This is a genomic window from Pseudooceanicola profundi (assembly GCF_050897955.1).
Lineage (GTDB): Bacteria > Pseudomonadota > Alphaproteobacteria > Rhodobacterales > Rhodobacteraceae > Pseudooceanicola.
This window is the reverse complement of record NZ_JBPAXZ010000001.1, coordinates 921,623-943,844: the sequence shown is the minus strand read 5'-3', so window position 1 is coordinate 943,844 and position 22,222 is coordinate 921,623. Positions and strand designations below refer to the sequence as shown.

The following is a 22,222-nucleotide window of genomic DNA, read 5'->3' as shown; positions in this document are numbered from 1 at the left end:
CCAGCCCAAAGGAGGGGCCAATGACTGACCAACGTGTAATTCAAACCGCCGGATCGGAGCAAGTGCCGTTCTACAACCCAACACAGGGCGAAATCCGCCTCGCCATCAGCACGGTGTTCCTTGAGGACCAGCGGGAGAGCGACGAGGCCCCCATTCCGGCGCGCGTGTTCCGGCTGATCCGTGAAGCCCTCGACCGGGCCAATGCAGGGGAGTTCCGCTGATGAACGTGCGTGCAGACCTGAAACTGATCGAGCGCGTCTCTGCGGAGTTGCGGGACATGCTCGGCGAGGACTTCGACGGCGAAACCTTCTGGGACAGCCTGGACGGAGAAACCGATGCCGTCGATCTGGTGGACCACCTTCTGCGGAAGGCGCTGGACGACAAAGCTTTGTCTGAGGCGGCAAAGGTGCAGGCGGCGGATATTTCTGAGAGAGCGCGACGGATTGCTGCCCGATCCGATGCCCAGAAGCGCGCAATCCTCTCCATCCTCAGGGCGACTGGCGAGAAGAAGCTGGAGCGGCCATTGGCGACTGTGTCTCGCCGTGCGGGTGGCGTGTCCCTGAAAATCACTGATGAGGCCGCAATCCCGTCGCAGCTCACGGTTACCACCACGTCGCCCGACAAGGCGGCGATCAAGAAGGCCCTGCAAGCGGGCGAAGCCATTCCCGGCGCAGAGCTGGTGACGGGTGATGAAACGATCAGCCTGAGGACGAAGTGATGGACTGGGACAAAGCAACCGCAGAGCTGTCCAAGAAGCTGGACCCCTCGCACGTTAAGAGCCGGTCGCAGGGCGGCGGGAGCGTTTCGTATGTTGAGGGCTGGCACGCCATAGCAGAGGCCAATCGCATCTTCGGCTTTGGAGAGTGGACCCGCGAAACTCTCGAACTGCGCCAGCTTGGCGATCCTCGCGAGGTAGGCGGAAAGATGCGAGTGGAGTACATGGCCCGCGTCCGCGTCACTGTCGCGGGCGTCGTCCGGGATGGCTGCGGCTTTGGGCAAGGGATCGACAAGGACGTGGGGCAGGCTCACGAAAGCGCGCTCAAGGAGGCAGAGACCGACGCGATGAAGCGGGCGCTGATGACCTTCGGCAACCCCTTCGGCCTCGCCCTCTACGACAAGAGCCGGGAGAATGTCGGCACGCCAGAAAAGCCGTTCGATCCTGCCGAAACCCGCGACCGGATCAAGAATGCGCTCTCTAAAGCCCGTGATCTGGCGGAACTGGAAAGGATCTGGAAGCACCCGGCCACCGAAGAAGCGTTCGGCAAGCTGCATCCCGCGATGCAGGGCGAGCTTACGAAAGCGCACACCGACCGGGTGGCCTTTCTCAGCCAAGCACCGGAGGGCACGCATTGAAACAGGCCGTTCTCACTGGCGATGTGCAAAGACGCTACGCTCACACCCTCATCAATGACGCTCCCGACGACGCGTTGGTCACGATCACAGAGGCCAAGGAGGCGCGGACGCAGCAGCAGAACCGCCTCCTGCACCGCTGGTTTGGCGACATAGAGCGGGCGCTGATTGGCCAGACGGCAGCGGAGGTCAAAGCCCACTGCAATCTGGCGTATGGCAGGCCCATTCTCGCCCGCGATGATCCAGAGTGGGAAAGCGCGTTCGGCTACATTTTCGACAGCCTGAACCACGCGGCCAAACTCAAGGCCGTGCGGGTTCTGGACGTACCATTCACCCGGCGGATGAGCGTCAAGCAACTGTCGGAATACATGGACCAGATGCAGCGGGATTACCGGGAGCTTGGCGTGATCCTGACGGACCCGGAGCTGCGCGGATACGAGGGGAGGGCGGCATGAGAATTCTCGTCTGCGGAAGTCGTCATTGCGACGAACGCCTATCCGAACTGGTCTGGAACAAGCTGCAAGAAATCATCCCGATGGATGAGCCGTGCACAATCATCCACGGCGCCGCAACTGGCGTTGATACTCAAGCCATGATCGTCGCCGACATGCTGCCGAACTGCAAACACCTGCCCTTCCAGGCCGACTGGAATGCGCACGGACGCGCCGCAGGGCCGATTAGGAACAAGAGAATGCTGGATGAGGGCAAGCCTGACTTGGTCGTGGCCTTTCCCGGCGGTCGTGGCACAGCGAACATGGTCAAGCAGGCCAAGGAACGCGGATTCAAGGTGATCGAGGTATCAGAATGACCTTCGCAATCAACACCGGACGCCCGATCTTCCAAAAGGGCCAGAAGCCCGCCAAGCCCAAAACGCAGCGCCACCCACTCCGGGAAAACGCACGGGGCCAGCGGTGCGCCCTACGCCTCGACTGCTGCAACCATGACCCGGAAACGACCGTCCTTGCGCACCTTCGTCATTTCGGATGGGCCGGGACCGCACAGAAGCCAAACGACATGCTGGCGGTGTTCGCCTGTTCCGCTTGTCACGATGTGATCGACGGACGGCGCAACGACGCAACCTTTGGCTATGACGACCTTCTCCGCGCACTTGGTGAAACCCTGATGGCGCAGGAAGCCGATGGAGTGATCCGCACATGACCCGCCCCCGCAACCCCGCCGAACGCCTCATCCTGGACGCCATGAAGCCGGGCCGCGAATACACACTGGACGACATGATGACCCGCATGAAGGGCCACGGGAAGTTTCAGCCCGAAGCCCTCAAGACCGTGCTGGACGGCATGGCGAAGTCCCGGCTGCTACAGCGCGACATGGTGAAGGACGGCAAAAAGGACCTGCCGACGTGGAGGGTGATATGACCGAAGATGAATTCCGCACCCGCGCACTTGTCGCCCGCTACGCATGGACCTGCGGAAGCCTGACGCTGGACCGCGTGGCGCAGGACATGGGCATATTCCCTCGCCGCGAAAGCCCGGATGCGGGGAAGCCCTATACCCCGGTAATCGCAACAGCGGAGGAAGCGCATGACTGACAACATCGTTGATATCTCACCACAGCGCAGGGTGTGGGTCTGCAACTGCGGATGCAGCTCGTTCCGCCTGTTCTCAGATGGTGTCGCTGAGTGCTGTCACTGCTGTTCACCTGTCAGCGGGGCCACGGACGGATGGCAGAGCGAAACAAAAGACGCCGGGGTCCGGGGAAACGCATCACCCGAAAAGACCAGTATCGAATTCAACAGCAATGCGGATTTCGCCCTCTATCACATCCGAAAGAGGGTATCCGCCGACGATGTGGCTTTGATCATCGTGGCAGCGGAAGACAGTCGCACATCCATTTGGGCGCAGGCGCAAAACATGGCCCAAAAGAAGTGGACGGAAGACCGTATCGCGGACGCGGTTGGCCTGCTGAATGACTGGCAATTCGAAGCCTCAGACATCGAGGGGGAGTGATGATAATCCCAGCCGAAAGATGCCCATGCTCTCACTGTTGGCCAGACTACCCATATTTTCGCGTCTGCCCTGAATGCGGCAACAAGCGATGCCCTAAGGCCAAACACCACGATCACGCCTGCACCAACTCAAATGAGCCGGGGCAGAAGGGCAGCAACTACGAATAACCACCAAGGGGACAGAGCAGATGGGCAAGGGCGACCGCAGAGGCGGACACAACCGAAAACAGGGCAAGCGGACGTCATCCGGGCAGCTATCCCGGTCAGCGACCGCGCTGGCGGAAAATCAAGACCGCGAGCAGCGCACTCAGTTCGAAGAGGGGCCGACACAAACCGTCTTGAAGGCAAGGCGAATGCATCGTACCCCGTTCAAGGAGCCTAAGAGGCCTGAAAAATGGCGCGAGAAGCACGACAAGCCCGTTTCCAAGCAAGAGGTGCGCGAAAAGCGACTTGACGCTGTAGGGTCGGTCCTAGGGCGTCTGTGGGCAGACAAGCACATCACCGACCAGCAGCTTGCCGCAGGGCAGGACTACTGCGAGAGATATCTGCGCTACTCATCCCTCAACGGACTGCCCCGCGTGACACCCAAAATCGCGAACTACGGAGAGGTCACGGGCGGCAGCAGGCCAGACCGGATCAAGGCGGCAATCGCAGCGAAGGCGGCGCACGACGCCGATCAGCGCATTCTGCGCAAGTGCAGCGCAGGAACGCTGTGGGCCATGAAGCGGGCATGTGTTGCGGATGAGGCTGCGCCGATCCACCTCATCAGGGAAGGTCTTCAAGCGCTTGTGGCGAATGGCCGTTGACAACATAGTCAGCGCACGGCAAAATATAATCGCACGCGATTTTGCGCCCCGCCGGATGGTTGGGGCGTATTGCTTATCCACCAATCACCTCTCTGAAAAAATATCAGGAGAAATCAACATGCCTGCAGGCGGTAAGCGTCCGGGCGCTGGCCGACCCAAGGGTGTGCCGAACAAGGCAACCCAAGCGCAGCGCAAAGCGATCAAGGAAAGCGGCCTGACGCCACTGGAGCACATGCTCCAAGTGATGCGTGACGAGGATAACGATCCGGCTATGAGGCTGGATGCTGCGAACAAGGCTGCGCCCTACGTGCATTCGAAGCTGGCGACCGTTGATCACAAGTCGAGTGACGGCAGCATGTCGCCTCAGATGCCAGCGGTCATCCAGATTGTCGGCGTGGATGCAGACGGCGAGGGTTGAGCTTCCGCGAAAGATCACCAAGGTTTTCGCGCAGCCACGCGGGGCTTTCCAGTATCGCTGGCTGAAAGGTGGTCGGGGGTCTGGAAAGTCATTCGGCGCGGCCAAGGTCGCGGCAATATGGGGCGCGGTGGAGCCTCTGCGAATTCTTTGCGCTCGTGAGTTCCAAGTCAGTATCGCCGAGAGCTTCCACGCGGAATTGAAAGCGGCCATCGCATCTGAGCCTTGGCTAGACGCGGCCTACGATGTGGGTGTCGACTACCTCAAGGGTAAGAACGGAACGCAGTTCATCTTTCGCGGGCTGCGGCGGAACGCGCAAAGCATCAAGTCCCTGGCTGGGATCGACCTCACAATCGTGGAAGAGGCCGAAGACGTGCCTGAGGAAAGCTGGCTGGCTCTTGAAGCCACGGTGTTCAGAAAGCCCAAGTCTGAACTGTGGGGAATCTGGAACCCGCGCGATGAAGGTAGCCCGGTTGATAGCCGGTTTGTGCAGCACCCACCTGAGAACGGCATCGGGGCGCATGTAGACTGGGCGGACAACCCTTTCTTTCCGCCGCTGATGGAAGACCTGCGGAAGCGGGAGCAAGAACGCCTTGACCCCAGCACTTACGCCCATGTTTGGGAAGGTGCTTATCTGGTCAACAGCGACCGTCAGGTGTTCGGCGACAAGGTTCACGTGCAGGAGTTTACCCCCGGCAAGGACTGGGATGGCCCATATCAAGGCGTGGACTTTGGCTTTCGCCCCGATCCTTTGGCGGCGGGTCGTGTCTGGGTTCACGATGATCGTGTCTGGATCGAATACGAGGCATACGGCGCTGGCGTGGAGATCGACGGGATGGCGGGCTTCATCGCGGATCGCATACCGGACTTTCATAGCTACGCGACGCGGGCAGACAGTGCAGAGCCGAAAACAATCAGTTATGCGCGGCGGAATGGTATGCCGCGAATTGAGCCGGTGAAGAAATGGCCGGGCAGCGTGATCGAAGGCGTTCGCTTTCTCCGTAGCTTCCGGGAAATCGTCATCCACCCCCGCTGCAAGGGCAGCATCAAGGACTTTCGCCTCTACAGTCACAAGGTCAACGCCGCAGGAGACATCCTGCCTGAGCTTGTGGATGCGGACAACCACGCGCCCGACATGGTTCGGTACGCGCTGGCACCTCTGATCAAGCACAGAGGCGAAACCAAGACAGCACACGTGGTCGGGATGTACTGATGAGCGTAGAGACGAGACACCCCAAATATACCACCGCGCGCATTGCTGACTGGCAGCTATGCGCGGATGCGTATCAGGGGGAGGGTGCGGTAAAACAGGCGGGGGAAACCTATCTGCCGAAACCTTCGGGCTACAGCACCGCAGGCGGGCACAGCGACAACGGCGAAGCGGCCTATCGAGCATATAAAGACCGCGCCCAATTTCCCGAAATCATGGCGATCACGGCCGGCGCAATGGTTGGCATCGTGCATCAGCGCGAAATCACGATAGAACTGCCGGACGCGATGACGTTCCTGCATGAGAACGCGGACGGCGACCGTACAACGCTGGTGGACTTCCACAAGGAAATCACACGCAACCTGCTTATCTCGGGCCGCTACGGTGTTCTTGCGGATGCGCCAGAGGGCGGCGGCGATCCTTACCTTGCCGGGTATTCCGGGGCCTCCGTCATTAACTGGGATCGTGACTTCTACGTGCTGGACGAGAGCGGCATGGTTCGAGATGGCTTCAACTGGACCCACCAGAGCCGCTATCGGGTGCTGTCGATGGCGGACGGGGCTTACACCCAGACGATTTATCAGGACGGCGCGGAAAACGACGTGACGCCGGGTGCGCTTGGCGGTGGCTCCCTTTCGCGCGTTCCGTTCACAGTGGCATCCGCAAAGGACATTGGCCCGGACATTGAAACGCCACCTCTGGTCGGCGTGGCGCGGGCGTCAAAGGCGATCTATCAGCTTTCGGCTGACTGGCGGCTGCAACTCTACATGAGCGGGCAGGAAACGCTTGTCGCGATCAACGGCGACGCCCCCAAGGCGGTCGGCGCGGGCGTTGTGCACGAAATGCATGGATCGGAGCAAATGCAGCCCGATCTGAAATACGTCAGCCCAACATGTGCGGGCATTGAAGCGCACCAAAGCGCAATGGAGACGAACAAGGAAACCGCCGTTCAATCCGGCGCACGGCTGTTTGAGCAATCACAGCAGGCGCAGGAGAGCGGCAACGCCCGCAAGATGCGGTTTCAGTCCGAGACGGCGAACCTGATGACAGTAGCGCAGGTATCTTGCTCCCTCTTGGAGCGGGGCCTGCGGGGTATCGCGATGATGCTGGGCCTGAATGAGGCGGAAGTCATCGTGAAGCCGCCTGCCGATCTGCTGGATCCAACTATGGATGCGGCAGAGGTATCTGCCCTGTGGGCGATTGTCGTTGATGGCGGCATGTCTTGGGAAACCTTCTACGAGCGTCTGCAAAAGGGTGGCGTTATGTCGCCCGAGCGGGACGCAGAACAGGAATACGCGCTCATCAGCGGGCGTGAATTCGCAGGGGCTGACAGCCTCTAACCCGCGCCGATGGCGCATCCCCACAAAAGGAAACTGAGCGATGCTCAAAACCGTGCTGGAAAGCCTAGACGGCCTCGATGATGCTGTCAAATCCCTCTACGCCGAAACGGATGGTAAGTTCATCCTGCAAATCGAAGGCGTGGATCATCACCCCGACGTTGCGAACCTTAAGAGCGCATATGAGCGCGTGAAAGCCGACAAGGCGACCGCTGTGCAGGAGCGCGATGCGCTCAAGGCCAAAACCGATGCCTTCCCCGATGACTTCGACGCCGACAAGTGGGCGAAGCTGAAGGACGGCAAGCCGGATGAGGCCGCGCTGATCAAGCTGCGTCAGACCCTCGAAGCCGATCGCGACGAGTGGAAAGGCAAATTCGAGGCATCGCAGGAAACGGCGCGGAAAAACGCCGTGGAGCGCGATCTGACGGACGCTCTGAACGCGGCAGGCGTGACCAAACCCCTCTATGCGAAGGCGGCGCGAGACATGCTGTCGTCGTCTGTGAAGGTAGGTGAGGACGGGAAGCCCTTCGTCGAGACAGACATGGGGCCGATGCAGCTTTCCGAACATGTCAAACGCTGGTCCGCTGGCGAGGGCAAAGACTTCGTTACCCCGCCCACTGGTGGCGATGCTCCGGGAAGCAAAGGCACGGGCAAGGGCGGAAACGCTCTGATCGACAAGGTTCCTGCACTGGCAGACCTCCCTGAAAAATAGACATGAAAGGATAACCACATGTCTCTCTCCCAAATGCAGGTCTTCAATGATTACATCATGCCTGCGACCATCGTTTCGCTCGCTCAGCAGATCGACAAGTTCAACGCTGCATCCGCTGGCGCTATCGTCCTTTCTTCGGAGGGGATGACCGGCGACTTCATGCGGGAAAGCTTCTTTGCTTCGCTGGCCTCGGCCCGGCGTCGCGTTGATCGCTACGCTGCGCAAGCGTCTGTGACCCCGACCGACCTGACCGAACTGGTCGGCTCCAAGGTCAAGATCGCGGGCGGTTTCGGCCCGGTCCGATATGAGCCGTCGCAGATGACTTGGCTGCAACGTCCGACGCAACAAGGCGTTCAGGCCGCAGCATCGGCGTTTGCTGAACTGCTGGTACAGGATCAGCTCAACACTGCAATCGCTGCGCTGGTGGCCGCAATCGAGAACAACTCGGCTGTGACCAACGACGTGTCCGGCTCCGCAGGGATCACCTACGGCGCGATCAACGGCGCACATGCCAAGTTCGGCGACATGTCGGGCCAGATCGTTGCGAACGTGATGACCGGCACCACGGCGCACAACCTGATTGGCGACAACCTCGCCAACGGTCAGCGCCTGTTTGAGGCGGGCAACGTGAACGTGATCGACATTCTCGGCAAGGCCGTGATCATCACCGATGCACCGGCCCTCTACGAGAGCGGCACGCCGAACCTGTCCAAGGTTCTGGGCCTTGTCTCTGGCGCTGCTGTCGTGGGCAACACGTCCGACATCATCACCAACGTCGAGACCACCAACGGCCAGACCCGGATCGAAACCACGTTCCAGGCGGACTACAGCTTCTCGCTTGGCCTCAAGGGTTACTCGTGGGACGAAACCAACGGCGGCAAATCCCCGACCGACGCCGAAGTCGCGACCGGCACCAACTGGGACAAGGTGGCGCAGTTCGACAAGATGACCGCTGGTGTCATCGCGGTCGGCGACGCAGACGCCTGATAAATCCGGGCGGCGGGGGCAACCTTGCCGCCTCCTTGATAACAGGAGGCCTATATGGGTCGTATTCCGAATATGGGCCGCTCCTTTGCGGCTGTCACGCCGCACGACACCAATCGGCTTGCGGGCGGATCGGCTGATGCCTTTTGGATCGGTTCGCCAGGGGACGTTGCCTTGAAGGGTGAGAACGGCGAGACCGTTACTTTCATAGATGTGGCCGGTTTGCTTCCTGTCGGAGGCAGTTTCGTCCTCTCTACCGGCACCACAGCGACGGATATCGTCGCAATCTACGGGTGAGAGATATGAAGATCATCTACGAGCCGCACCCAGTTTCCCCCGAGCGCAAAGCAGAGCTGCGGGCACAGGGTTTCAAGATCATTGATGCGCGATTTGCCCCAGATGGCGAGGAGCCGAAGGCGCTGGACGTTCCGGAAAGCCCCGAAGATATCGACGCAATCACCGACAAGGAAAAGTTGGGCGAATGGCTGGACGCGCACGGAGTCGAGTATGACGGCAGGATCGGCGTTGAAAAGCGTCAAGAGCTGCTGAAAAAGGCCATGTTCGTCTGATGGCCGTTACCGTCGAGGATGGCTCCAACGTTGCCGGGTCAAATGCTTATACCAATGAAGCGGCATACATCGCTTGGGCATCGCTGACCTTTGACGAAACGGTCACGACGAGTGATGCCCTAAGCGCAGCTATCGTGCGGGCCTGCCAGCGCCTTGACAGCCTGCCTTGGAAGGGGTGGCGCACCTATGGGCGGGCGCAAGCCATGGCTTTCCCCCGGTCCGAGATGACGGACGGCGAAGGCAACGAGATTTCGGAAGATGAAATCCCCGCAGAAGTGATCGAAGCGCAGCATTACATGACGCGGGCTGAATTGGCTTCTCCGGGAAGCCTGTCGCCGTCTATCACCCGACAGGGGCAGAAGGTTCTGAATAAGGTCGGCGATCTGGGCTGGGAAGTCACCGGCGCACCCAACACGATTGACTCTTACCGGCCTGTCATGACGGCTGTTGACGATCTTTTGGCTGGACTTCTCATAGGGGGCGGCGCAACCACGCTGTTACTGCGTGGATGAGCGGCGCTGACATTGCCGCAGAGGTTGCCGCCGCTATCGCTGAGGCTGGTGCGGAGGTCGGCAACGGAGCCCCGCGTACAGGCACCATCACCCGAACCACCGGCGCAGACGAAACGACATATCCCCCGACGCCGGGGTCTACCACGGATTACGCCTGCACCCTCATCCTGAGCGAGTACAGCGCCCGTGACCGCGACGGAGCGCAGATCACTGCCCGCGACGTGAAGGCCATGATTGCGCCGGATGCTGAGACAGACCCGCGCAACGGCGATACCTTGACCGTGGCCGGGAAGGTGTTCAGCATCGTAAACGTGGATGCGATGCAGCCGGGTGGCGTGGTGCTTTACTGGGAATGCCAATGCCGGAAAGGTGAGGACTGATGCCCCGCGACACCCGCCGCGCCTTCCTTGCCGAACTGGATAAGGTCAGCCCTCAGATCGCCCGCGCGTTTGAGGAAGCCATTCAGGACGTTCGCAGCACGGCGCAGATGCGGGTGATCGAGGAAGCAATCGAGCGGGCAATTCGGACAGGTAACATCGGGCAGGGCGTTCGAGAAGTCACAGCGGCCTTGCAGCTTGGCGCAGAGTTCTTCGCGCCTTTGGACCAGTCGATAGACGCGGCATTCAGGGCGGGGGCGGTTTACCAGCTGAGCACGCTCCCAAAGCCGTCCTCAAATACCGCGCCTTACTTGCAGGTGCGGTTCCAGGGGAGACATCCCCGGGCGGAAGCGTGGACGCGGACAGCAGCGGCCCGGTTGATCACGGAAGTCACTCTGGACACGCAAGAGGTGATCCGGGGGACGATAGCCGAAGCGGTTGAGCAGTCCCGCTCGTATCGGAAGGTCGCTCAAGACCTGATCGGTCGCACTGAGGGCAACCAGCGCAAGGGCGGGCTGATCGGCCTTCACAGCAGGCAGGCCGCAGCGGTGCGGAAGGCACGGGCTGAACTTGAGGAACTGGACAGCAGTTATTTTCGCCGGGAAAAGCGAGATCGTCGGTTTGATCCGATGATCCGCAAGGCGATCAAGGATGGCAAGTCGCTGGCGCGGGCGGACATCGACCGGATCACTGGGCGGTATTCGGACAGATTGTTGAAGGTCAGGGCCGACACCATCGCGCGGACTGAGGGCAACGGCGCAATGAACGCCGGACGCCACGAAAGCACGCAGCAGATGATTGATGACGGCAAGGTGCCGGTCGAAGCCGTGACGAAGATATGGGACGCAACACCCGGCCCGCGTACCCGCGACAGCCACCGGGCATTGAACGGGCAGGAAATCAGGTGGGGCGAAATGTTCGTCTCGCCCGTCACCGGGGCCTTGCTGGCGCATCCGCATGACGAGAACGCCCCGGCTGCAGAAACGGTCAACTGCCGGTGCTCGGAACGCATCCGCATCGACTGGGCCATGGTGGCGCGGATCGCGCGGAGGGCTGCGTGATTACATTCGCAGCGTCGGTTCGCGGCTGGACGCAAAAGGCAACTGAGAACGCCGAGCACATCATCCGTGGAGCGACCCAAGACGTCGGCGAACTGATGACCCGGCGACAGGCCAGCGTAAAGGACACGGGCGGCACCTTTCAGGTCGGCTTTGTGCCGGTCGATACCGGCGAACTGATCAACTCGCAGCAGGTCAGTATCAACGGCGGTGTGATCGGACAAGGCGATGTGTCCTATGCCGCGCTCGTGGCTGGGATGGACCTTGGCGATGTGTTCGAGGCGGTATTCACCGCGCTCCACGCCAGACCGCAGGAATACGGCGTGACCGGCAAGTTCGCAGGACGGTTTTTCGTACGTAACGCGGTGCAGCAATGGTCGGTGATCGTTGCGCAGAACGCGGCGCAGTTCAAGGACTGACCCATGAGCATCACAGCGGGCCAAGCGGCCCTGATCCGGCGGATCGTCACCATGACGGACCCGCCCAACATCGTATTGCCCAATGGACCCGGTAAGGGTTTGCCGCGCTACGTGGTGCAGGTATCCGGCGGGGCGCAGCGCACCATGGGCGTGAATGGATCCACAGAGGCCCGCCCGGAAATCGTCGTGCGCGTTGAAACCGGCACCGACTACAGCACCGAAAACGACGCCCTCGTTTCCGCACTGGTTGCCCGCTTCGCCGTTGGTGACCTCTTCGACGGCGTGAAGATCACCGCCGCACCTTCGCCCCGTGCCGCCTTGCCGGTGACTGATGGCGTCTACAGCGTCCCGGTCGTCATCCGGGGCAACTACCATTTTTGACTGCAAATAGGAGGGCGATATGCCACTAGCAGGACTTGAGAACGTCACCGGCTCGTCGGTCTATGTGGCGGTCGGTGAACCCACGGCAGAGACTGCCGCAGCCTACAAGACGCTGTTTGCCAGCGCCGAGGAAATCGTCGGCCTGGTCGAATTCGGCGAGTGGGGCGATACGGAAAACGACGTGGCCGAAGGGCTCGTTTCGGAAGGCCGTATTTACCACACCAATGGCGCATCTGATGGCGGCGAAGTCACTATCACGATCCAGCAACGCGACACCGATGCAGGCCGCGATATCATCACGGCGAATTCCGGCGGCAATACCCTGCTGACCTTCTTCAAGGTATATTCGGACAGCGGCGATTATGAATGCGCTTCCGGTGTCTGCACCTCGCCGCGCTACCGTGCGCTAACGCAAGACAGCATTCGTGGCCAGATGTGCACGGCGCGGATCAACACTGCCGTTCTGCCGATCACCGCTGCCGCGTGGGCCGCTGCATGACGGATATCAGCAATCTGAACCTGTCGGAGGCGTCCAAGGCGGGTGCCTTCGTTGACTTGGTGGCCCCGGGCACCGGCACGGACCTCGGCATCAAGATCGGCGTGATCGGCTATGACAGCGAGGCCGTGAAGGAAGCCGAGCGGGCTTATCTGCGCCAGATGCAGGACCGCAAGAAAAAGGCTGATGCATCAGAGTTCCTGACGGGCCGTCGCGTGGCCGTGGCCGCTGCTGCCGTGGCCTCCGTAGAAGGCATGGAGATCGGCAAGGAAGCCGTCACCGTGGACAAGCTGCGGTCCATGCTGGCGGAACCGGCTTGGGTCTGGATCCTTGAGCAGATCGAGGAGGTGGCCGGGGATCGCGCCTCTTTTTTCAAGAGTGCCGGGAAGCCCTGACCCTCTGGGCGAAGCATCTCGGCTTTCTGAACGGAAAGCCGCCTAGCTGGATCAACCATCGGGGGCATAAGTCGCCCGATCTGCCGCCGGTCCCGAAAGAAGCCGAATACATCGCGGCGGCTTTCAGCGACATGGGGCGAGTGCATCAAGGCGGGTTCGGCCCGGTCCCGCTGCCTTACTCTGAAATCGCTTCGGCTCTGCCTTGGGCGAACGAACGTGAACGGCACGTCATCCGGGGAATGTCAGCGGCGTATCTGCGGGGCAAGGAGATCGGGGATGACCCGCTAGGGCGGCCGCCTTGGGAGGGTTAGTCGGGATAGACGATTTTGCCGCACTTCCGGAGCCAATCCGTCGCATCCCGCAACTGTTTTAGCCGCTCCTCAGAATCCTTCGCCAGAGGGTTAACCCTCAGCGCCACTTGCGTACCTGCGACCTTTAGGCGCTCTAGGGCATCCTTTTTGCCCTTCATGAACCAAGCGTTTTCGCAGTCGGAAAACGCCTTTCTGGCGTCCTCGTAAGGCTCTGATGTCGCGCTGAAGGGCAACAATATCACGATGAATAGAAACACTTTTTTCATGGGGGTATCCTTGTGACCGATATCGCAAGCCTCGGATTTGCCGTCGATTCCTCGTCCGCTGTCAAGGCCACGTCTGACCTTGACCGGCTTGGGGACCAGGCGGCGATCACCGAAAAACAGGTGGTGAAGGCTGGGAAGAACTCAAGCCGTGCCTTCAGTTCGATGTCCGCACCGATGCGAGACATATCGAAAGCTAGCCGGTCTTTCGATAGTCGCGGCATCGCGATGCAGCTTTCGCAGGTGGCACAGCAAGCCAGCGCGACAGGGCAACCGCTGCGGGCGCTGGCGATCCAGCTTCCCGATATTGCGATGTACCTTGGCGGACCGCTGGCGATTGGTGCCGGTGTGGCCGCTGGTGCGCTTCTGCCGCTGGTCGGGAACTTCATTTCCGCAGCGTCTGGCGCAACCGATTTCGATGACGCCATGGACCAACTCGCCAGCACAGCGGAAGGACTTGAGGCTGTTCTCAGCACTCTAAAAATGGACGTGGTTGACCTATACGAGGAATATGGCAACGCCGCTGGTCGGGTCCGTGAATTTGCGCTGTTGCAGGCCGAACTGCGGGTAAATGCGGCGCAAGATGTGTTTAAACAGCAAGCCAGCATTCTGCGAGACACGGCAGGGGCATACTTTACTGCATCTCATTCTCTGCGTGATCTGAGAAATGCCCTGACAAGGATCGAGGCAGACTTTGGCCTAACCAACGCGCAAGCGAAAGAGTTCGAGGCGATCGTGCAGGCTTCCGCGACTGCCGACACATTCGACAAGCAGCAGGCTGCACTACAGGATATGGTGCGTTACCTGGACGATGCTGGCGTATCTTTGCGTGATATTCCTCCTGAATTTGCTGCTGCGCTAGACAAGACTATCGATCTGTCCAATGAGACTGACCGGCTCGCAGCTCTTGCTGATGCCGTAGTGGACGCAACAGACGGCCTAGCGCCCTCGATTGGTGCTGGTGCCAATGAGGCGTCCCGGTTGGCTGAGAACCTCGCCGTTGCCGCGATGAATGCCCAAGCTGCGCAAACTGCCCAATGGAAGGCCCTTCAAGGCCCAGTTTTGGGAGGCCGTGGCAACGTGGTTCCGGATCGCACCGACGTGGCACTGATGGGTCTCGGGGGAGTACGCGTCACCTATCCGAGCAAGGGCCGTTCCGGCGGACGCAAGGGCGGAGGCGGACGTTCCGCAGTAGACGAACAGGCCCGCGAGGCCGAACGCTGGATCAGGCGCGCCGAAACCGCGCTGGACAAATACAACCGCGAGATTGCCGACCTGAACGAGTTGCAGGAGGCCGGGTATCTATCGGCGGAACAATTTGCGCAGGCGCAGGCCCTCGTCACAGAAGAATTCGAGCGCACCGAATTTGGCCCGATCCGCGATGGCATCCAAGGGCTGACAGAGGATTTGCTACAGGCGGCGGTTGCTGGCGATAATGTCGGCAAAGCGCTTCTCAGGTTTCTTGCTGACGCTGCCATTCGATCCGCAGCGCGTGATTTGTCCAATGCGCTGTCCGGGCTTTGGGGTTCGGGATCGGGTGGCAGCTTCCTTGGCAATGTGGCTGGTTGGCTCTTTGGCGGCTTCCGCGCATCTGGCGGGCCGGTTTCCAGCGGCACAAGCTATATCGTGGGCGAGAAAGGTCCGGAGCTGTTCACGCCAACGGCCAGCGGCACTATCACGCCAAACCACGCCATGGGCGGCAATTCCAAAGTCACCGTTGAGCTTGCCGTGCCGGAGGGTGTGACCATCGGGCAAGTCCGGCAGGTGGCCGGGGACGTGGCTGTGCAGGTTGTCACCCGCAACAACCAATCGCAGGCGCGGCGCATGTCGTCTCAGCCCAAAAGTATGACGGGGATTGCATGACGAACGTTTACGCATGGCCTCCTGTCGGCTTGACCGGCTGGGAACTGACGACGGTCGATCCGGTTTCGCGGTCGGTCGAGTTGTTCAGTGGCCGCGCGCGCACATCGTCTTTCCAGCGGTCGCGGCGATACGCGACGGCGCATGTCACCGGCATTGGCAAGGATCAGAACGGCGCGGGCTATATCGAGAACCTGAAACGGCTCCTGGTAGGCGGCGAACATCTGGTGCGCATAGATGCCTTTCCGCACCTTCATCCGGTTCGGGGGCAGATATCCGCAGAGGTGCAGTCGATCCTTGAATGGACTTCGAGCGGTACGGAAATGCTCTGGACTTCGGACGGCACGTCCATGGTTTGGGGCGCCGGGGATTACGCTGTTTCCGGGACGCCTACGACAGACGGGGGCTGGCTTGCCGTTTCGTTGACGGGCTTGCCGCCGAATGTGCAAGTTGCCCGCCCGTCGCAGCGCATTGTGATATCGAACGGCACCGACACAGAGGCCAGCACGGCACTGGCGGCGGCTACGTCTGACGGTTCCGGCAATGCCGTGATCCGGCTTTTCGAGGCATTCACGATTGAGGGCCTTGTCAGCATCGGCGCGCGGGAAAGCATCGTATTTGAGGCACTGGACATGCCCCGGTCTGTCATGCCCGCCACTGGCACCTTCGGATATCAGTGGGACTTTCGCGAGGTTTTCTCCGACGAATATGAAAGCTGGACGGAGCTTAACCCATGGCCCTGACGCGCAACGCCCCCGCCGGTCTGATTTCTGCGCTGGCCGGTCACTTTCATCCGGTTATGTTGATCGAGGCGGAATGGCCGGATGGCACCGTGCGCATGCATACAGGCACGGGAACGCTGACATGGGGCGGCGAGGACTGGTCCGGCACAAGTGTCGATATCGACGGGGCGCTGGTGTCTCTGGTGCAGCTTGAAATCCCTGCGGAAACGGGCGGGCTGGCCACGGGGGACGCGGTGGCGCATGTCGCGGCGCGCCTTGAGGATGTTATGGATCAGCGTGGCAAGTCGATCCGTAATCTGCCTTTCACCGTCTGGTTCGGCGTCACGACGGAGCGGGGCGGCACGACGCTTGTGACCGATCCTGTTTCGCTTTTTACCGGGTATTTCGCCGGGCAGAGTTTCCGGTTTTCGGGGCAGGGGATGGAGTTTCTGCACGACATGACGTTGCCTCTCGGGACCGGCCCGTCTGCCCGTGCCAAGGCATCCATCACACATGGATATGAGGATCAGATTGCCGCTTATCCCGGCGATACGGCGGGGCGGCAGGTGCAGAACGCAATCAAGCGGGCGCGCAACCCGGCGGTGTGGTGATGAGCGGCAAGTTTTGGCTGAACAACGTCCCGGCCTTCGCGACGATCACCATAGCGCAGTCGGCAAACCTGCAACTGATCAGCGCCGGAGTGCGCAAGGTGACAGTGCCGCTTGACGGCGTGACGAAAGGCAGGCCCTATCTCCTACTGCCGGTGGAGGCGCTGCCTGCGGGCTATGCTCTGCATCACGCGGTTGCATCGTCGGATGACGCCTTGTCGGTCACGCTGACAGCCCCGCTTCTGTCGCTGGGCCAGTCCTACGCAATCACGGCGCGGGTCTATTCGCTGTGACGGTAATCGAGGCTGTGCGGCTGCACATGGCGGGGCCTTTTGAGTGGGTATCTGCTGACTGCTTTTCGGCCACGGATGAAGTGCTGTTTGCCCTCTTCGGAATTCGCCCGTTTGCCAGCCTCCGGGACGCATATTCGGGGCCGGTCAGCGCAGCACGGCTGGCACGCCAAAGAGGCGGATACGTGGCGGGTGTTACGGCGCTCTGCCGGGATGCGGGGATGCGTGAAACGGACGATCCGCAGCCGGGCGATCTTGTGATGATCGCACACAATGGGCCGCTTGGTGCGGTCCTGGGGATTTGTGTCGGCGGCGGATGGACGGCGACCAAAGGCAAGTCGGGAATTCGGTATCACCGGGGGCCGATTTTGGGGGCAATGACATGGGTTTCCTAGCTCCGGTGGCTCTCGGCTGGTTTTCTGGCGGCGGCTTTCTGACGGGCCTTGGTATCGGGGGCGTAACTGCGACGGGTGTGTCTTTGAGCGGTATTGCGCTCAGGATAGGCGGGTCGCTTCTGTTGAATACCGCAGTCAATGCCCTTTTGGCATCTTCTCAGCGCTCACAAGACATCGAGCGGGAGCTATCCGCCCCAACAACTGCACCGGGCTATCGGTTCGTCTATGGTGAAGCCCGCGCCACGGGGACGCCAGTCGGGACGCCGGTTCGCGATGACTACATCTGGGGGTGCTGGATCCTCAATTCCCGGCCGTCTGCGCTGCCAGACTTCACGCTGTTCTTCGACAAGCGCGAGGTCACGCTGACGGGCGATGCCTTTGACTTCGACGGCACACCGGACGGCGGCGGCACGGGGGGCGACTTCGGGGGCGCGGATGCCGATGCCGACCCGTTCGACGGCTACGCGCGCGTCTGGATCAGCCGGGGCGATCAAACATCGCCGCCGCGTCAGTTTCTGGAAGAGGCTCCTTGGGCTTCCGGTGACGATGAAGAGCTTTGGAAGGATACAGACGGCTGGCAGGGTCGAACGGTCATCTGGTGCCGCCTTGATCGGGGGCCGAACCGCAGCCGACAGGAACGCTGGCCCGCTACGCCGCCGCTTGTCGAGGTAGAGGGTAAATTCAGTCTGGTATGGGATCCACGCGACGGGGCGCAGGACGCAGACGATCCGGATACTTGGGAATGGTCGGACAACCACGCGCTCTGCACGCTGGACGCGCTGCGGCAAAACCCGATCCGGCAGTACCGCGATGCCAACCTGCATCTGGATAGCTTTATCGACGGCGCGGATATCTGCGAAGAAAGCGTTGATCTCAAATCAGGCGGAACCGAGGACCGCTATACCGCCGCCGGGACAATGCTGTTTTCGACCGGCGAAATCGAGGACCAGATTAACCCGTTGGTGGCATCCGGTGCGGCTGACCTGATCCGGATTGGCGGGCAGCTTGGCTATGCTGCCGGGGCGTATCGGGCACCCTCTGTGACGGTCACAGACTTTCTTGAAGACGGGTTTGAGGAGCAAATCCTAGCGCACGAAACCGAACTGGTGAACGTTCTGCGGGTATCCTACCTGTCACCGGCGCGCGGCTATGAGACTGCCGATCTGGAGCCATGGGAAATCCCCGGCGCACTGACAGAAGACGGCGGGGTTGAGGCGGTGCGCGATCTTGCGTTGTCGTTCTGCCCGTCAGCCACGCAGGCCATGCGGGTGCGCAAAATCTCCGGGATGCGGTTGCGGCGGCAAAACCGGATCACATGCGTATTGCCGCCGGAAGCTTTCGATCTGGTAGGCGGTGCCACCGTGACGCTGGATATCGACCACCCGGAATTTGATGCTCTGAATGGAATATTCGAGGTTGAAAGCATCACGCCGGGGATCGACCCTGTGGGCGCGACTGGTGGTGTCGCCATGCGCCTGCCCGCGACTTTGGTTAAGCACACGTCCGATATTTACGATTGGGACGAAACGACCGAAGAAGAAGAGGTTGTAAACGAGCCATACGACGGCACCCGAGAGGGTGTTGCCCCGCCCGGCGCAATCACGGCCACCACGGGCGATGCGGCGAACCAAGACACCGGCGGCTATATCTCGCCGCGCGTGCTTTACGAATTTGCGCCGTCTCCGTCGTCTGGCGTCGATCTGTACGAATGGCAAATCCGGGCAACCACGGGCGGCATTTGGGGTGAATTGCAGGGCGTCATAGATGCTGAAACGATCAACGGCTCTGGCGATGTGTTTGTCTATGTGCCGGGCGTGGCCGGGGATGCGCAGGACTTTCGGGTGCTGGCCGTGTCTGCATCCGGCAAGTCCGAACATGTGAGTATTACCGGCGTGACGCCTGTTGTCGATATTGATCTGGATATCCCGACGAACGGCGCGGCGGCAGAGACAACACCGGGAACTATCGAGGTGAGCTTCCGCGTCCCAAATGATCCGGACGTACGGGCAATCGAGATTTACGCCGGTCCAACGAGTGATCCGGACGATGCGGCCCTGCTTTCCGGGCCCGTCTATGCTTCGCAGAATGCCACCGTCACGGCGGAGGAAACCGGCCTTGGTTCCGCAGTGACGCGATACTATTTCGCCCGGTCGCGCGGGGACTATGCCAGCGCCTCCGACTTCACCGCTGCGGTCTCCGAAACCACGGCCTGACGATCCTGAACATCTGAACGAACTGCCCCGCCTGCGGGGTCTTTGAGCATGGAGGCAATATGACCATCACCGTAGGCGAACTGACCATCCCGACGACTGGCACCGATCCGAAGATCGCGACCAGAGGCGGCACAGAGAATGCGATTGAAGATCTGCTTCAAAGCGTGGTGGATCAGCTTGGCACGGCGGCGGAGGTGGATACCGGGGATTTGCCGATCTCCACCGCCCAGCAAGCCGCTCTTGATCTGAAAGCCGATGCGGACAAGGTGCCGGGACTCATTGACACCGACGCGTACGGATCGGTCTGGGTTGACGCCAATGGCTATGCGACCCGCGTCGATTTGCTGGACGGCACTACCCGCTCCGCCGGATCATGGTCCGAGACGGATGCTTATGACCGTGTGACCGTCGATGCGGCCGGCTATGCCATATCGGGCTTTCATACGGACGGTGCTGAGATCGGCGCCACCGCCGACAGCGACCTCGACCGGGCGCGTCTGACTGGCGGCACGGCGTTCCTGATCCTTTACGGGCAATCGGTGCTGCGAGGGTTTTCGACTACTCCGATCAGTACGACGCCGGTTCCAAATCTGAAAATGTTTGAATGCGGCACGGTTCCATCGTCTACCGCCTGGGCCGATCCGGAAACCTACATGGATGAGATGGTCGATCACGTCACCATCGGAACCGCCGAAGAGGCGAGCCGGGGCGTTGCGGAAAGCTTTTTGTCGGCATTTGCAGACGAGGCCGGGTTTGCGTTCAGCGCGGCATATGATCAGGTCGTGTCGATCAACTGCTGTGAAAGCGGGCGACGGGCCGATGAGCTGGGGCAGAACGGCGCCTACTGGTATCGCATCACCACGGCTATCGATGCGATCGCGGCCTATGCCGACGCGCAGGGGATCACGGTGGGCATCCTGCCGCTGGTGTACACCCAGGGCGAGGCCGACAATACCGAAAATCCTGAAATCTGGCTGCGGCGGATCGAGGACGATATCCGCCGACCCGCCGAGGCATATGCGCAAGCCGCTCTGGGCTATCCCGTGACGCTGGTCATGGTGATGACACAGGTGGCGTCGCATCAGTACTACGGAAACAGCTATCCGACACTCGCCGAGGCCGTGCTGGACCGGTGCATTTCTGACCCGAATTACGTATTCGGCGGCACGATGTATCAGTACGAATACGGCGATGGCGGCGGCGTCGGGTCGCATTTGGCCACTGCGCAGGAGGTCAAATGGTGCGGCGCGATGATCGGGCGTGCAGTGGCGCGTGTGTCGCTGGGAATGGACGGCGAGTATATTCGCCCGATCCGGGCCTGGGTGCAGGGCGCCCGGACAATCCAGATTGAATATGACGTGCCGGTCGAGCCGCTGGTGATCGACACCACGAATGTCGCGGCTCTGGCGGCGCGCGGGTATCAGGTCTATCGGCGCGACAGCAATCTGGCGCTGACCATCGCATCGGTTGCGGTGGTGGCGCGGCGGTTCGTGCAGATCACCATGTCTGCCGATCTGCCTGCCACTGACATACAGGTCCGGTATGCATGGCAGGGCGGGGCCACCGGCGTAAACGCTGGCCGCACCACAGGATCACGCGGCAACATGCGCGACAGTGATGCCGCGACATTCGGGATATCGGGTGACGATTACGCGCTCTGGCATTGGGCGCCCATCCATCATTTTGACATCGACGCCTGAGGAGGCAGCACCATGGCAATACAGACAATCATTCCCGGCGCTGACTTCAGCGAAAGCGGTATCGGATACTACGGCGAAAGCTGGCCACCGATTGGTGCTCTAAAGTGGGCGGGCATGTTTGGGCATGCGTACCCGGAGGACCCCAGCTACGATTATTCACTGCGGGGAAAGCGCGCTACCATGCACGGGCTGGTCACGCCGCTGACGGGCAGCTATGCGGAGCCGGATCAGGTTGCGTGGTGGACATTACCCTACACCGACGAGGAACTGCTGGAGTCCGGTGTGCCCGGATCACTGACCATTGCGGCGGTGGTTAAATGGCTGAACAATGGCGAGGATGGCGTGCCCGCGTCGTCGTACAACACATCGACCACGCCCGGCCTGAAGATGGAGGTCGATAAGGCCGCTGGCACCATGCAAATGCACACCTACGCCGGGGGCGTGTCTGCTGATACAGTGTCGCGGGCGCCCGGACTGTCTGCTGGCGGATGGGAGTTCATGGCTTCGGTCTGGTCTCCCTCGGGCATGGCGCTCTATCGCAAGGGAGCAGCGGACAGCGCCATGTTGGTATCGACTGGATCTTACGTCAACGGGTCTGCGCCGGGCACACAGAACCCGCGTGCTTTCCGGGTTGGTCGCGACTGGAATGGCAACGTCGCAGGTGGTTGTGCCGTGGCCGGGCTGGCGGTTTACGACATCGCCGCAAATTCCGCCCAAATCGACAAAATCTATTCCGGCATTAAATCATGGCTGGCGGCGCACGCCGGACCGGTGATTTAGAACAGGATCGGGGCGTGGATGCTGGCCAATGTCGGGCCGTCGATCACCAGCTAACCAAGCGCCGCCGCCCTATCGTGCAGGATCGGGCGACGG

33 protein-coding genes are annotated in these 22,222 nt (G+C 61.1%); 32 read left to right on the top strand and 1 reads right to left on the bottom strand.

Annotation, left to right across the window (positions count from 1 at the left end):
* The first annotated feature begins 20 nt into the window (after nt 1-20).
* The 24 genes from ACRARG_RS04665 (at nt 21) to ACRARG_RS04550 (ending at nt 12,987) form a co-directional block, all read left to right on the top strand.
* Nucleotides 21-221 (top strand): hypothetical protein, encoded by a 201-nt coding sequence (locus ACRARG_RS04665; protein ID WP_432688828.1) that lies wholly within the window; start codon nt 21-23, stop codon nt 219-221.
* Entirely contained in the window at nt 221-718 is a 498-nt protein-coding gene (locus ACRARG_RS04660) for a siphovirus Gp157 family protein (protein WP_432688827.1), read from the top strand. The genes ACRARG_RS04665 and ACRARG_RS04660 overlap by 1 nt, the downstream gene beginning before the upstream one ends.
* Nucleotides 718-1,353, top strand: coding sequence for an RAD52 family DNA repair protein (locus tag ACRARG_RS04655; protein ID WP_432688826.1), 636 nt, complete (start codon nt 718-720; stop codon nt 1,351-1,353). The genes ACRARG_RS04660 and ACRARG_RS04655 overlap by 1 nt, the downstream gene beginning before the upstream one ends.
* Entirely contained in the window at nt 1,350-1,805 is a 456-nt protein-coding gene (locus ACRARG_RS04650; protein ID WP_432688825.1) for a NinB/YbcN family protein, read from the top strand. Before ACRARG_RS04655 ends, ACRARG_RS04650 begins: the two co-directional genes overlap by 4 nt.
* Complete coding sequence (locus ACRARG_RS04645; protein WP_432688824.1) at nt 1,802-2,158, top strand: SLOG family protein; 357 nt, start codon at nt 1,802-1,804, stop codon at nt 2,156-2,158. Before ACRARG_RS04650 ends, ACRARG_RS04645 begins: the two co-directional genes overlap by 4 nt.
* Nucleotides 2,155-2,508: a nuclease domain-containing protein gene (locus tag ACRARG_RS04640; RefSeq protein WP_432688823.1), complete on the top strand. Its 354-nt coding sequence runs from the start codon at nt 2,155-2,157 to the stop codon at nt 2,506-2,508. The genes ACRARG_RS04645 and ACRARG_RS04640 overlap by 4 nt, the downstream gene beginning before the upstream one ends.
* On the top strand, nt 2,505-2,726 hold the full coding sequence (locus tag ACRARG_RS04635) for a hypothetical protein (protein ID WP_432688822.1): 222 nt from the start codon (nt 2,505-2,507) through the stop codon (nt 2,724-2,726). The genes ACRARG_RS04640 and ACRARG_RS04635 overlap by 4 nt, the downstream gene beginning before the upstream one ends.
* Nucleotides 2,723-2,899 carry a hypothetical protein gene (locus ACRARG_RS04630; RefSeq protein WP_432688821.1) on the top strand — a complete coding sequence of 59 codons (177 nt, stop codon included), beginning with the start codon at nt 2,723-2,725 and terminating at the stop codon, nt 2,897-2,899. Before ACRARG_RS04635 ends, ACRARG_RS04630 begins: the two co-directional genes overlap by 4 nt.
* Nucleotides 2,892-3,317, top strand: coding sequence for a hypothetical protein (locus ACRARG_RS04625; protein WP_432688820.1), 426 nt, complete (start codon nt 2,892-2,894; stop codon nt 3,315-3,317). The genes ACRARG_RS04630 and ACRARG_RS04625 overlap by 8 nt, the downstream gene beginning before the upstream one ends.
* A 187-nt stretch (nt 3,318-3,504) precedes the next feature.
* A complete protein-coding gene (locus tag ACRARG_RS04620; protein ID WP_432688819.1) occupies nt 3,505-4,122 on the top strand; it encodes a hypothetical protein in 618 nt (205 codons plus the stop codon).
* The gene (locus tag ACRARG_RS04615) at nt 4,112-4,540 is read left to right on the top strand and encodes a hypothetical protein (protein ID WP_432688818.1); all 429 of its coding nucleotides are present in this window, start codon (nt 4,112-4,114) and stop codon (nt 4,538-4,540) included. The genes ACRARG_RS04620 and ACRARG_RS04615 overlap by 11 nt, the downstream gene beginning before the upstream one ends.
* Nucleotides 4,521-5,750, top strand: a complete 1,230-nt coding sequence (locus ACRARG_RS04610) for a PBSX family phage terminase large subunit (RefSeq protein WP_432688817.1) — start codon at nt 4,521-4,523, stop codon at nt 5,748-5,750. The genes ACRARG_RS04615 and ACRARG_RS04610 overlap by 20 nt, the downstream gene beginning before the upstream one ends.
* The gene (locus tag ACRARG_RS04605; protein ID WP_432688816.1) at nt 5,750-7,087 is read left to right on the top strand and encodes a DUF4055 domain-containing protein; all 1,338 of its coding nucleotides are present in this window, start codon (nt 5,750-5,752) and stop codon (nt 7,085-7,087) included. The genes ACRARG_RS04610 and ACRARG_RS04605 overlap by 1 nt, the downstream gene beginning before the upstream one ends.
* A gap of 40 nt (nt 7,088-7,127) precedes the next feature.
* The gene (locus ACRARG_RS04600) at nt 7,128-7,796 is read left to right on the top strand and encodes a hypothetical protein (RefSeq protein WP_432688815.1); all 669 of its coding nucleotides are present in this window, start codon (nt 7,128-7,130) and stop codon (nt 7,794-7,796) included.
* An 18-nt stretch (nt 7,797-7,814) separates the two neighbouring features.
* Complete coding sequence (locus tag ACRARG_RS04595) at nt 7,815-8,783, top strand: major capsid protein (protein WP_432688814.1); 969 nt, start codon at nt 7,815-7,817, stop codon at nt 8,781-8,783.
* Between the two features lie 54 nt (nt 8,784-8,837).
* Entirely contained in the window at nt 8,838-9,077 is a 240-nt protein-coding gene (locus ACRARG_RS04590) for a spike base protein, RCAP_Rcc01079 family (protein ID WP_432688813.1), read from the top strand.
* Between the two features lie 5 nt (nt 9,078-9,082).
* The gene (locus tag ACRARG_RS04585) at nt 9,083-9,349 is read left to right on the top strand and encodes a hypothetical protein (protein ID WP_432688812.1); all 267 of its coding nucleotides are present in this window, start codon (nt 9,083-9,085) and stop codon (nt 9,347-9,349) included.
* A complete protein-coding gene (locus tag ACRARG_RS04580) occupies nt 9,349-9,861 on the top strand; it encodes a DnaT-like ssDNA-binding protein (RefSeq protein ID WP_432688811.1) in 513 nt (170 codons plus the stop codon). Before ACRARG_RS04585 ends, ACRARG_RS04580 begins: the two co-directional genes overlap by 1 nt.
* Nucleotides 9,858-10,241 carry a hypothetical protein gene (locus ACRARG_RS04575; RefSeq protein WP_432688810.1) on the top strand — a complete coding sequence of 128 codons (384 nt, stop codon included), beginning with the start codon at nt 9,858-9,860 and terminating at the stop codon, nt 10,239-10,241. The genes ACRARG_RS04580 and ACRARG_RS04575 overlap by 4 nt, the downstream gene beginning before the upstream one ends.
* Complete coding sequence (locus tag ACRARG_RS04570) at nt 10,241-11,299, top strand: phage minor head protein (RefSeq protein ID WP_432688809.1); 1,059 nt, start codon at nt 10,241-10,243, stop codon at nt 11,297-11,299. Before ACRARG_RS04575 ends, ACRARG_RS04570 begins: the two co-directional genes overlap by 1 nt.
* Complete coding sequence (locus ACRARG_RS04565) at nt 11,296-11,715, top strand: hypothetical protein (protein WP_432688808.1); 420 nt, start codon at nt 11,296-11,298, stop codon at nt 11,713-11,715. Before ACRARG_RS04570 ends, ACRARG_RS04565 begins: the two co-directional genes overlap by 4 nt.
* 3 nt (nt 11,716-11,718) lie before the next feature.
* Nucleotides 11,719-12,096 carry a class I SAM-dependent methyltransferase gene (locus tag ACRARG_RS04560; RefSeq protein ID WP_432688807.1) on the top strand — a complete coding sequence of 126 codons (378 nt, stop codon included), beginning with the start codon at nt 11,719-11,721 and terminating at the stop codon, nt 12,094-12,096.
* Between the two features lie 19 nt (nt 12,097-12,115).
* The gene (locus ACRARG_RS04555) at nt 12,116-12,595 is read left to right on the top strand and encodes a hypothetical protein (RefSeq protein ID WP_432688806.1); all 480 of its coding nucleotides are present in this window, start codon (nt 12,116-12,118) and stop codon (nt 12,593-12,595) included.
* The gene (locus ACRARG_RS04550; RefSeq protein WP_432688805.1) at nt 12,592-12,987 is read left to right on the top strand and encodes a hypothetical protein; all 396 of its coding nucleotides are present in this window, start codon (nt 12,592-12,594) and stop codon (nt 12,985-12,987) included. The genes ACRARG_RS04555 and ACRARG_RS04550 overlap by 4 nt, the downstream gene beginning before the upstream one ends.
* 307 nt (nt 12,988-13,294) lie before the next feature.
* Here ACRARG_RS04550 and ACRARG_RS04545 read toward each other — a convergent pair whose 3' ends face one another.
* A complete protein-coding gene (locus tag ACRARG_RS04545; RefSeq protein ID WP_432688804.1) occupies nt 13,295-13,564 on the bottom strand; it encodes a hypothetical protein in 270 nt (89 codons plus the stop codon).
* 12 nt (nt 13,565-13,576) lie between these two features.
* Here ACRARG_RS04545 and ACRARG_RS04540 point away from each other — a divergent pair, with 12 nt between their 5' ends.
* The 8 genes from ACRARG_RS04540 (at nt 13,577) to ACRARG_RS04505 (ending at nt 22,129) form a co-directional block, all read left to right on the top strand.
* Nucleotides 13,577-15,424, top strand: coding sequence for a hypothetical protein (locus ACRARG_RS04540; protein WP_432688803.1), 1,848 nt, complete (start codon nt 13,577-13,579; stop codon nt 15,422-15,424).
* Nucleotides 15,421-16,164 carry a hypothetical protein gene (locus ACRARG_RS04535; protein WP_432688802.1) on the top strand — a complete coding sequence of 248 codons (744 nt, stop codon included), beginning with the start codon at nt 15,421-15,423 and terminating at the stop codon, nt 16,162-16,164. Before ACRARG_RS04540 ends, ACRARG_RS04535 begins: the two co-directional genes overlap by 4 nt.
* Complete coding sequence (locus ACRARG_RS04530; RefSeq protein ID WP_432688801.1) at nt 16,155-16,754, top strand: hypothetical protein; 600 nt, start codon at nt 16,155-16,157, stop codon at nt 16,752-16,754. The genes ACRARG_RS04535 and ACRARG_RS04530 overlap by 10 nt, the downstream gene beginning before the upstream one ends.
* A complete protein-coding gene (locus tag ACRARG_RS04525) occupies nt 16,754-17,044 on the top strand; it encodes a hypothetical protein (protein ID WP_432688800.1) in 291 nt (96 codons plus the stop codon). Before ACRARG_RS04530 ends, ACRARG_RS04525 begins: the two co-directional genes overlap by 1 nt.
* On the top strand, nt 17,041-17,436 hold the full coding sequence (locus ACRARG_RS04520) for a DUF6950 family protein (protein ID WP_432688799.1): 396 nt from the start codon (nt 17,041-17,043) through the stop codon (nt 17,434-17,436). The genes ACRARG_RS04525 and ACRARG_RS04520 overlap by 4 nt, the downstream gene beginning before the upstream one ends.
* Nucleotides 17,437-17,558: 122 nt before the next feature.
* Nucleotides 17,559-19,649 (top strand): phage tail protein, encoded by a 2,091-nt coding sequence (locus ACRARG_RS04515; RefSeq protein WP_432688798.1) that lies wholly within the window; start codon nt 17,559-17,561, stop codon nt 19,647-19,649.
* A 59-nt stretch (nt 19,650-19,708) separates the two neighbouring features.
* Nucleotides 19,709-21,349, top strand: coding sequence for a hypothetical protein (locus tag ACRARG_RS04510; protein ID WP_432688797.1), 1,641 nt, complete (start codon nt 19,709-19,711; stop codon nt 21,347-21,349).
* Nucleotides 21,350-21,361: 12 nt separating this feature from the next.
* A complete protein-coding gene (locus ACRARG_RS04505; RefSeq protein WP_432688796.1) occupies nt 21,362-22,129 on the top strand; it encodes a LamG-like jellyroll fold domain-containing protein in 768 nt (255 codons plus the stop codon).
* The last annotated feature ends 93 nt before the right edge of the window (nt 22,130-22,222 follow it).

Excerpts from the sequence above, each read along its gene's own strand:
- ACRARG_RS04635 (WP_432688822.1), top strand. The coding sequence starts at position 2,505 with ATGACCCGCCCCCGCAACCCCGCCGAACGCCTCATCCTGGACGCCATG.
- ACRARG_RS04645 (WP_432688824.1), top strand. The coding sequence starts at position 1,802 with ATGAGAATTCTCGTCTGCGGAAGTCGTCATTGCGACGAACGCCTATCC.
- ACRARG_RS04560 (WP_432688807.1), top strand. The coding sequence starts at position 11,719 with ATGAGCATCACAGCGGGCCAAGCGGCCCTGATCCGGCGGATCGTCACC.
- ACRARG_RS04550 (WP_432688805.1), top strand. The coding sequence starts at position 12,592 with ATGACGGATATCAGCAATCTGAACCTGTCGGAGGCGTCCAAGGCGGGT.
- ACRARG_RS04665 (WP_432688828.1), top strand. The coding sequence starts at position 21 with ATGACTGACCAACGTGTAATTCAAACCGCCGGATCGGAGCAAGTGCCG.
- ACRARG_RS04505 (WP_432688796.1), top strand. The coding sequence starts at position 21,362 with ATGGCAATACAGACAATCATTCCCGGCGCTGACTTCAGCGAAAGCGGT.
- ACRARG_RS04555 (WP_432688806.1), top strand. The coding sequence starts at position 12,116 with ATGCCACTAGCAGGACTTGAGAACGTCACCGGCTCGTCGGTCTATGTG.
- ACRARG_RS04510 (WP_432688797.1), top strand. The coding sequence starts at position 19,709 with ATGACCATCACCGTAGGCGAACTGACCATCCCGACGACTGGCACCGAT.
- ACRARG_RS04600 (WP_432688815.1), top strand. The coding sequence starts at position 7,128 with ATGCTCAAAACCGTGCTGGAAAGCCTAGACGGCCTCGATGATGCTGTC.
- ACRARG_RS04575 (WP_432688810.1), top strand. The coding sequence starts at position 9,858 with ATGAGCGGCGCTGACATTGCCGCAGAGGTTGCCGCCGCTATCGCTGAG.
- ACRARG_RS04630 (WP_432688821.1), top strand. The coding sequence starts at position 2,723 with ATGACCGAAGATGAATTCCGCACCCGCGCACTTGTCGCCCGCTACGCA.
- ACRARG_RS04590 (WP_432688813.1), top strand. The coding sequence starts at position 8,838 with ATGGGTCGTATTCCGAATATGGGCCGCTCCTTTGCGGCTGTCACGCCG.
- ACRARG_RS04605 (WP_432688816.1), top strand. The coding sequence starts at position 5,750 with ATGAGCGTAGAGACGAGACACCCCAAATATACCACCGCGCGCATTGCT.
- ACRARG_RS04615 (WP_432688818.1), top strand. The coding sequence starts at position 4,112 with ATGGCCGTTGACAACATAGTCAGCGCACGGCAAAATATAATCGCACGC.
- ACRARG_RS04625 (WP_432688820.1), top strand. The coding sequence starts at position 2,892 with ATGACTGACAACATCGTTGATATCTCACCACAGCGCAGGGTGTGGGTC.
- ACRARG_RS04640 (WP_432688823.1), top strand. The coding sequence starts at position 2,155 with ATGACCTTCGCAATCAACACCGGACGCCCGATCTTCCAAAAGGGCCAG.
- ACRARG_RS04570 (WP_432688809.1), top strand. The coding sequence starts at position 10,241 with ATGCCCCGCGACACCCGCCGCGCCTTCCTTGCCGAACTGGATAAGGTC.
- ACRARG_RS04660 (WP_432688827.1), top strand. The coding sequence starts at position 221 with ATGAACGTGCGTGCAGACCTGAAACTGATCGAGCGCGTCTCTGCGGAG.
- ACRARG_RS04610 (WP_432688817.1), top strand. The coding sequence starts at position 4,521 with ATGCAGACGGCGAGGGTTGAGCTTCCGCGAAAGATCACCAAGGTTTTC.
- ACRARG_RS04580 (WP_432688811.1), top strand. The coding sequence starts at position 9,349 with ATGGCCGTTACCGTCGAGGATGGCTCCAACGTTGCCGGGTCAAATGCT.
- ACRARG_RS04545 (WP_432688804.1), bottom strand. The coding sequence starts at position 13,564 with ATGAAAAAAGTGTTTCTATTCATCGTGATATTGTTGCCCTTCAGCGCG.
- ACRARG_RS04655 (WP_432688826.1), top strand. The coding sequence starts at position 718 with ATGGACTGGGACAAAGCAACCGCAGAGCTGTCCAAGAAGCTGGACCCC.
- ACRARG_RS04585 (WP_432688812.1), top strand. The coding sequence starts at position 9,083 with ATGAAGATCATCTACGAGCCGCACCCAGTTTCCCCCGAGCGCAAAGCA.
- ACRARG_RS04620 (WP_432688819.1), top strand. The coding sequence starts at position 3,505 with ATGGGCAAGGGCGACCGCAGAGGCGGACACAACCGAAAACAGGGCAAG.
- ACRARG_RS04595 (WP_432688814.1), top strand. The coding sequence starts at position 7,815 with ATGTCTCTCTCCCAAATGCAGGTCTTCAATGATTACATCATGCCTGCG.
- ACRARG_RS04530 (WP_432688801.1), top strand. The coding sequence starts at position 16,155 with ATGGCCCTGACGCGCAACGCCCCCGCCGGTCTGATTTCTGCGCTGGCC.
- ACRARG_RS04535 (WP_432688802.1), top strand. The coding sequence starts at position 15,421 with ATGACGAACGTTTACGCATGGCCTCCTGTCGGCTTGACCGGCTGGGAA.
- ACRARG_RS04525 (WP_432688800.1), top strand. The coding sequence starts at position 16,754 with ATGAGCGGCAAGTTTTGGCTGAACAACGTCCCGGCCTTCGCGACGATC.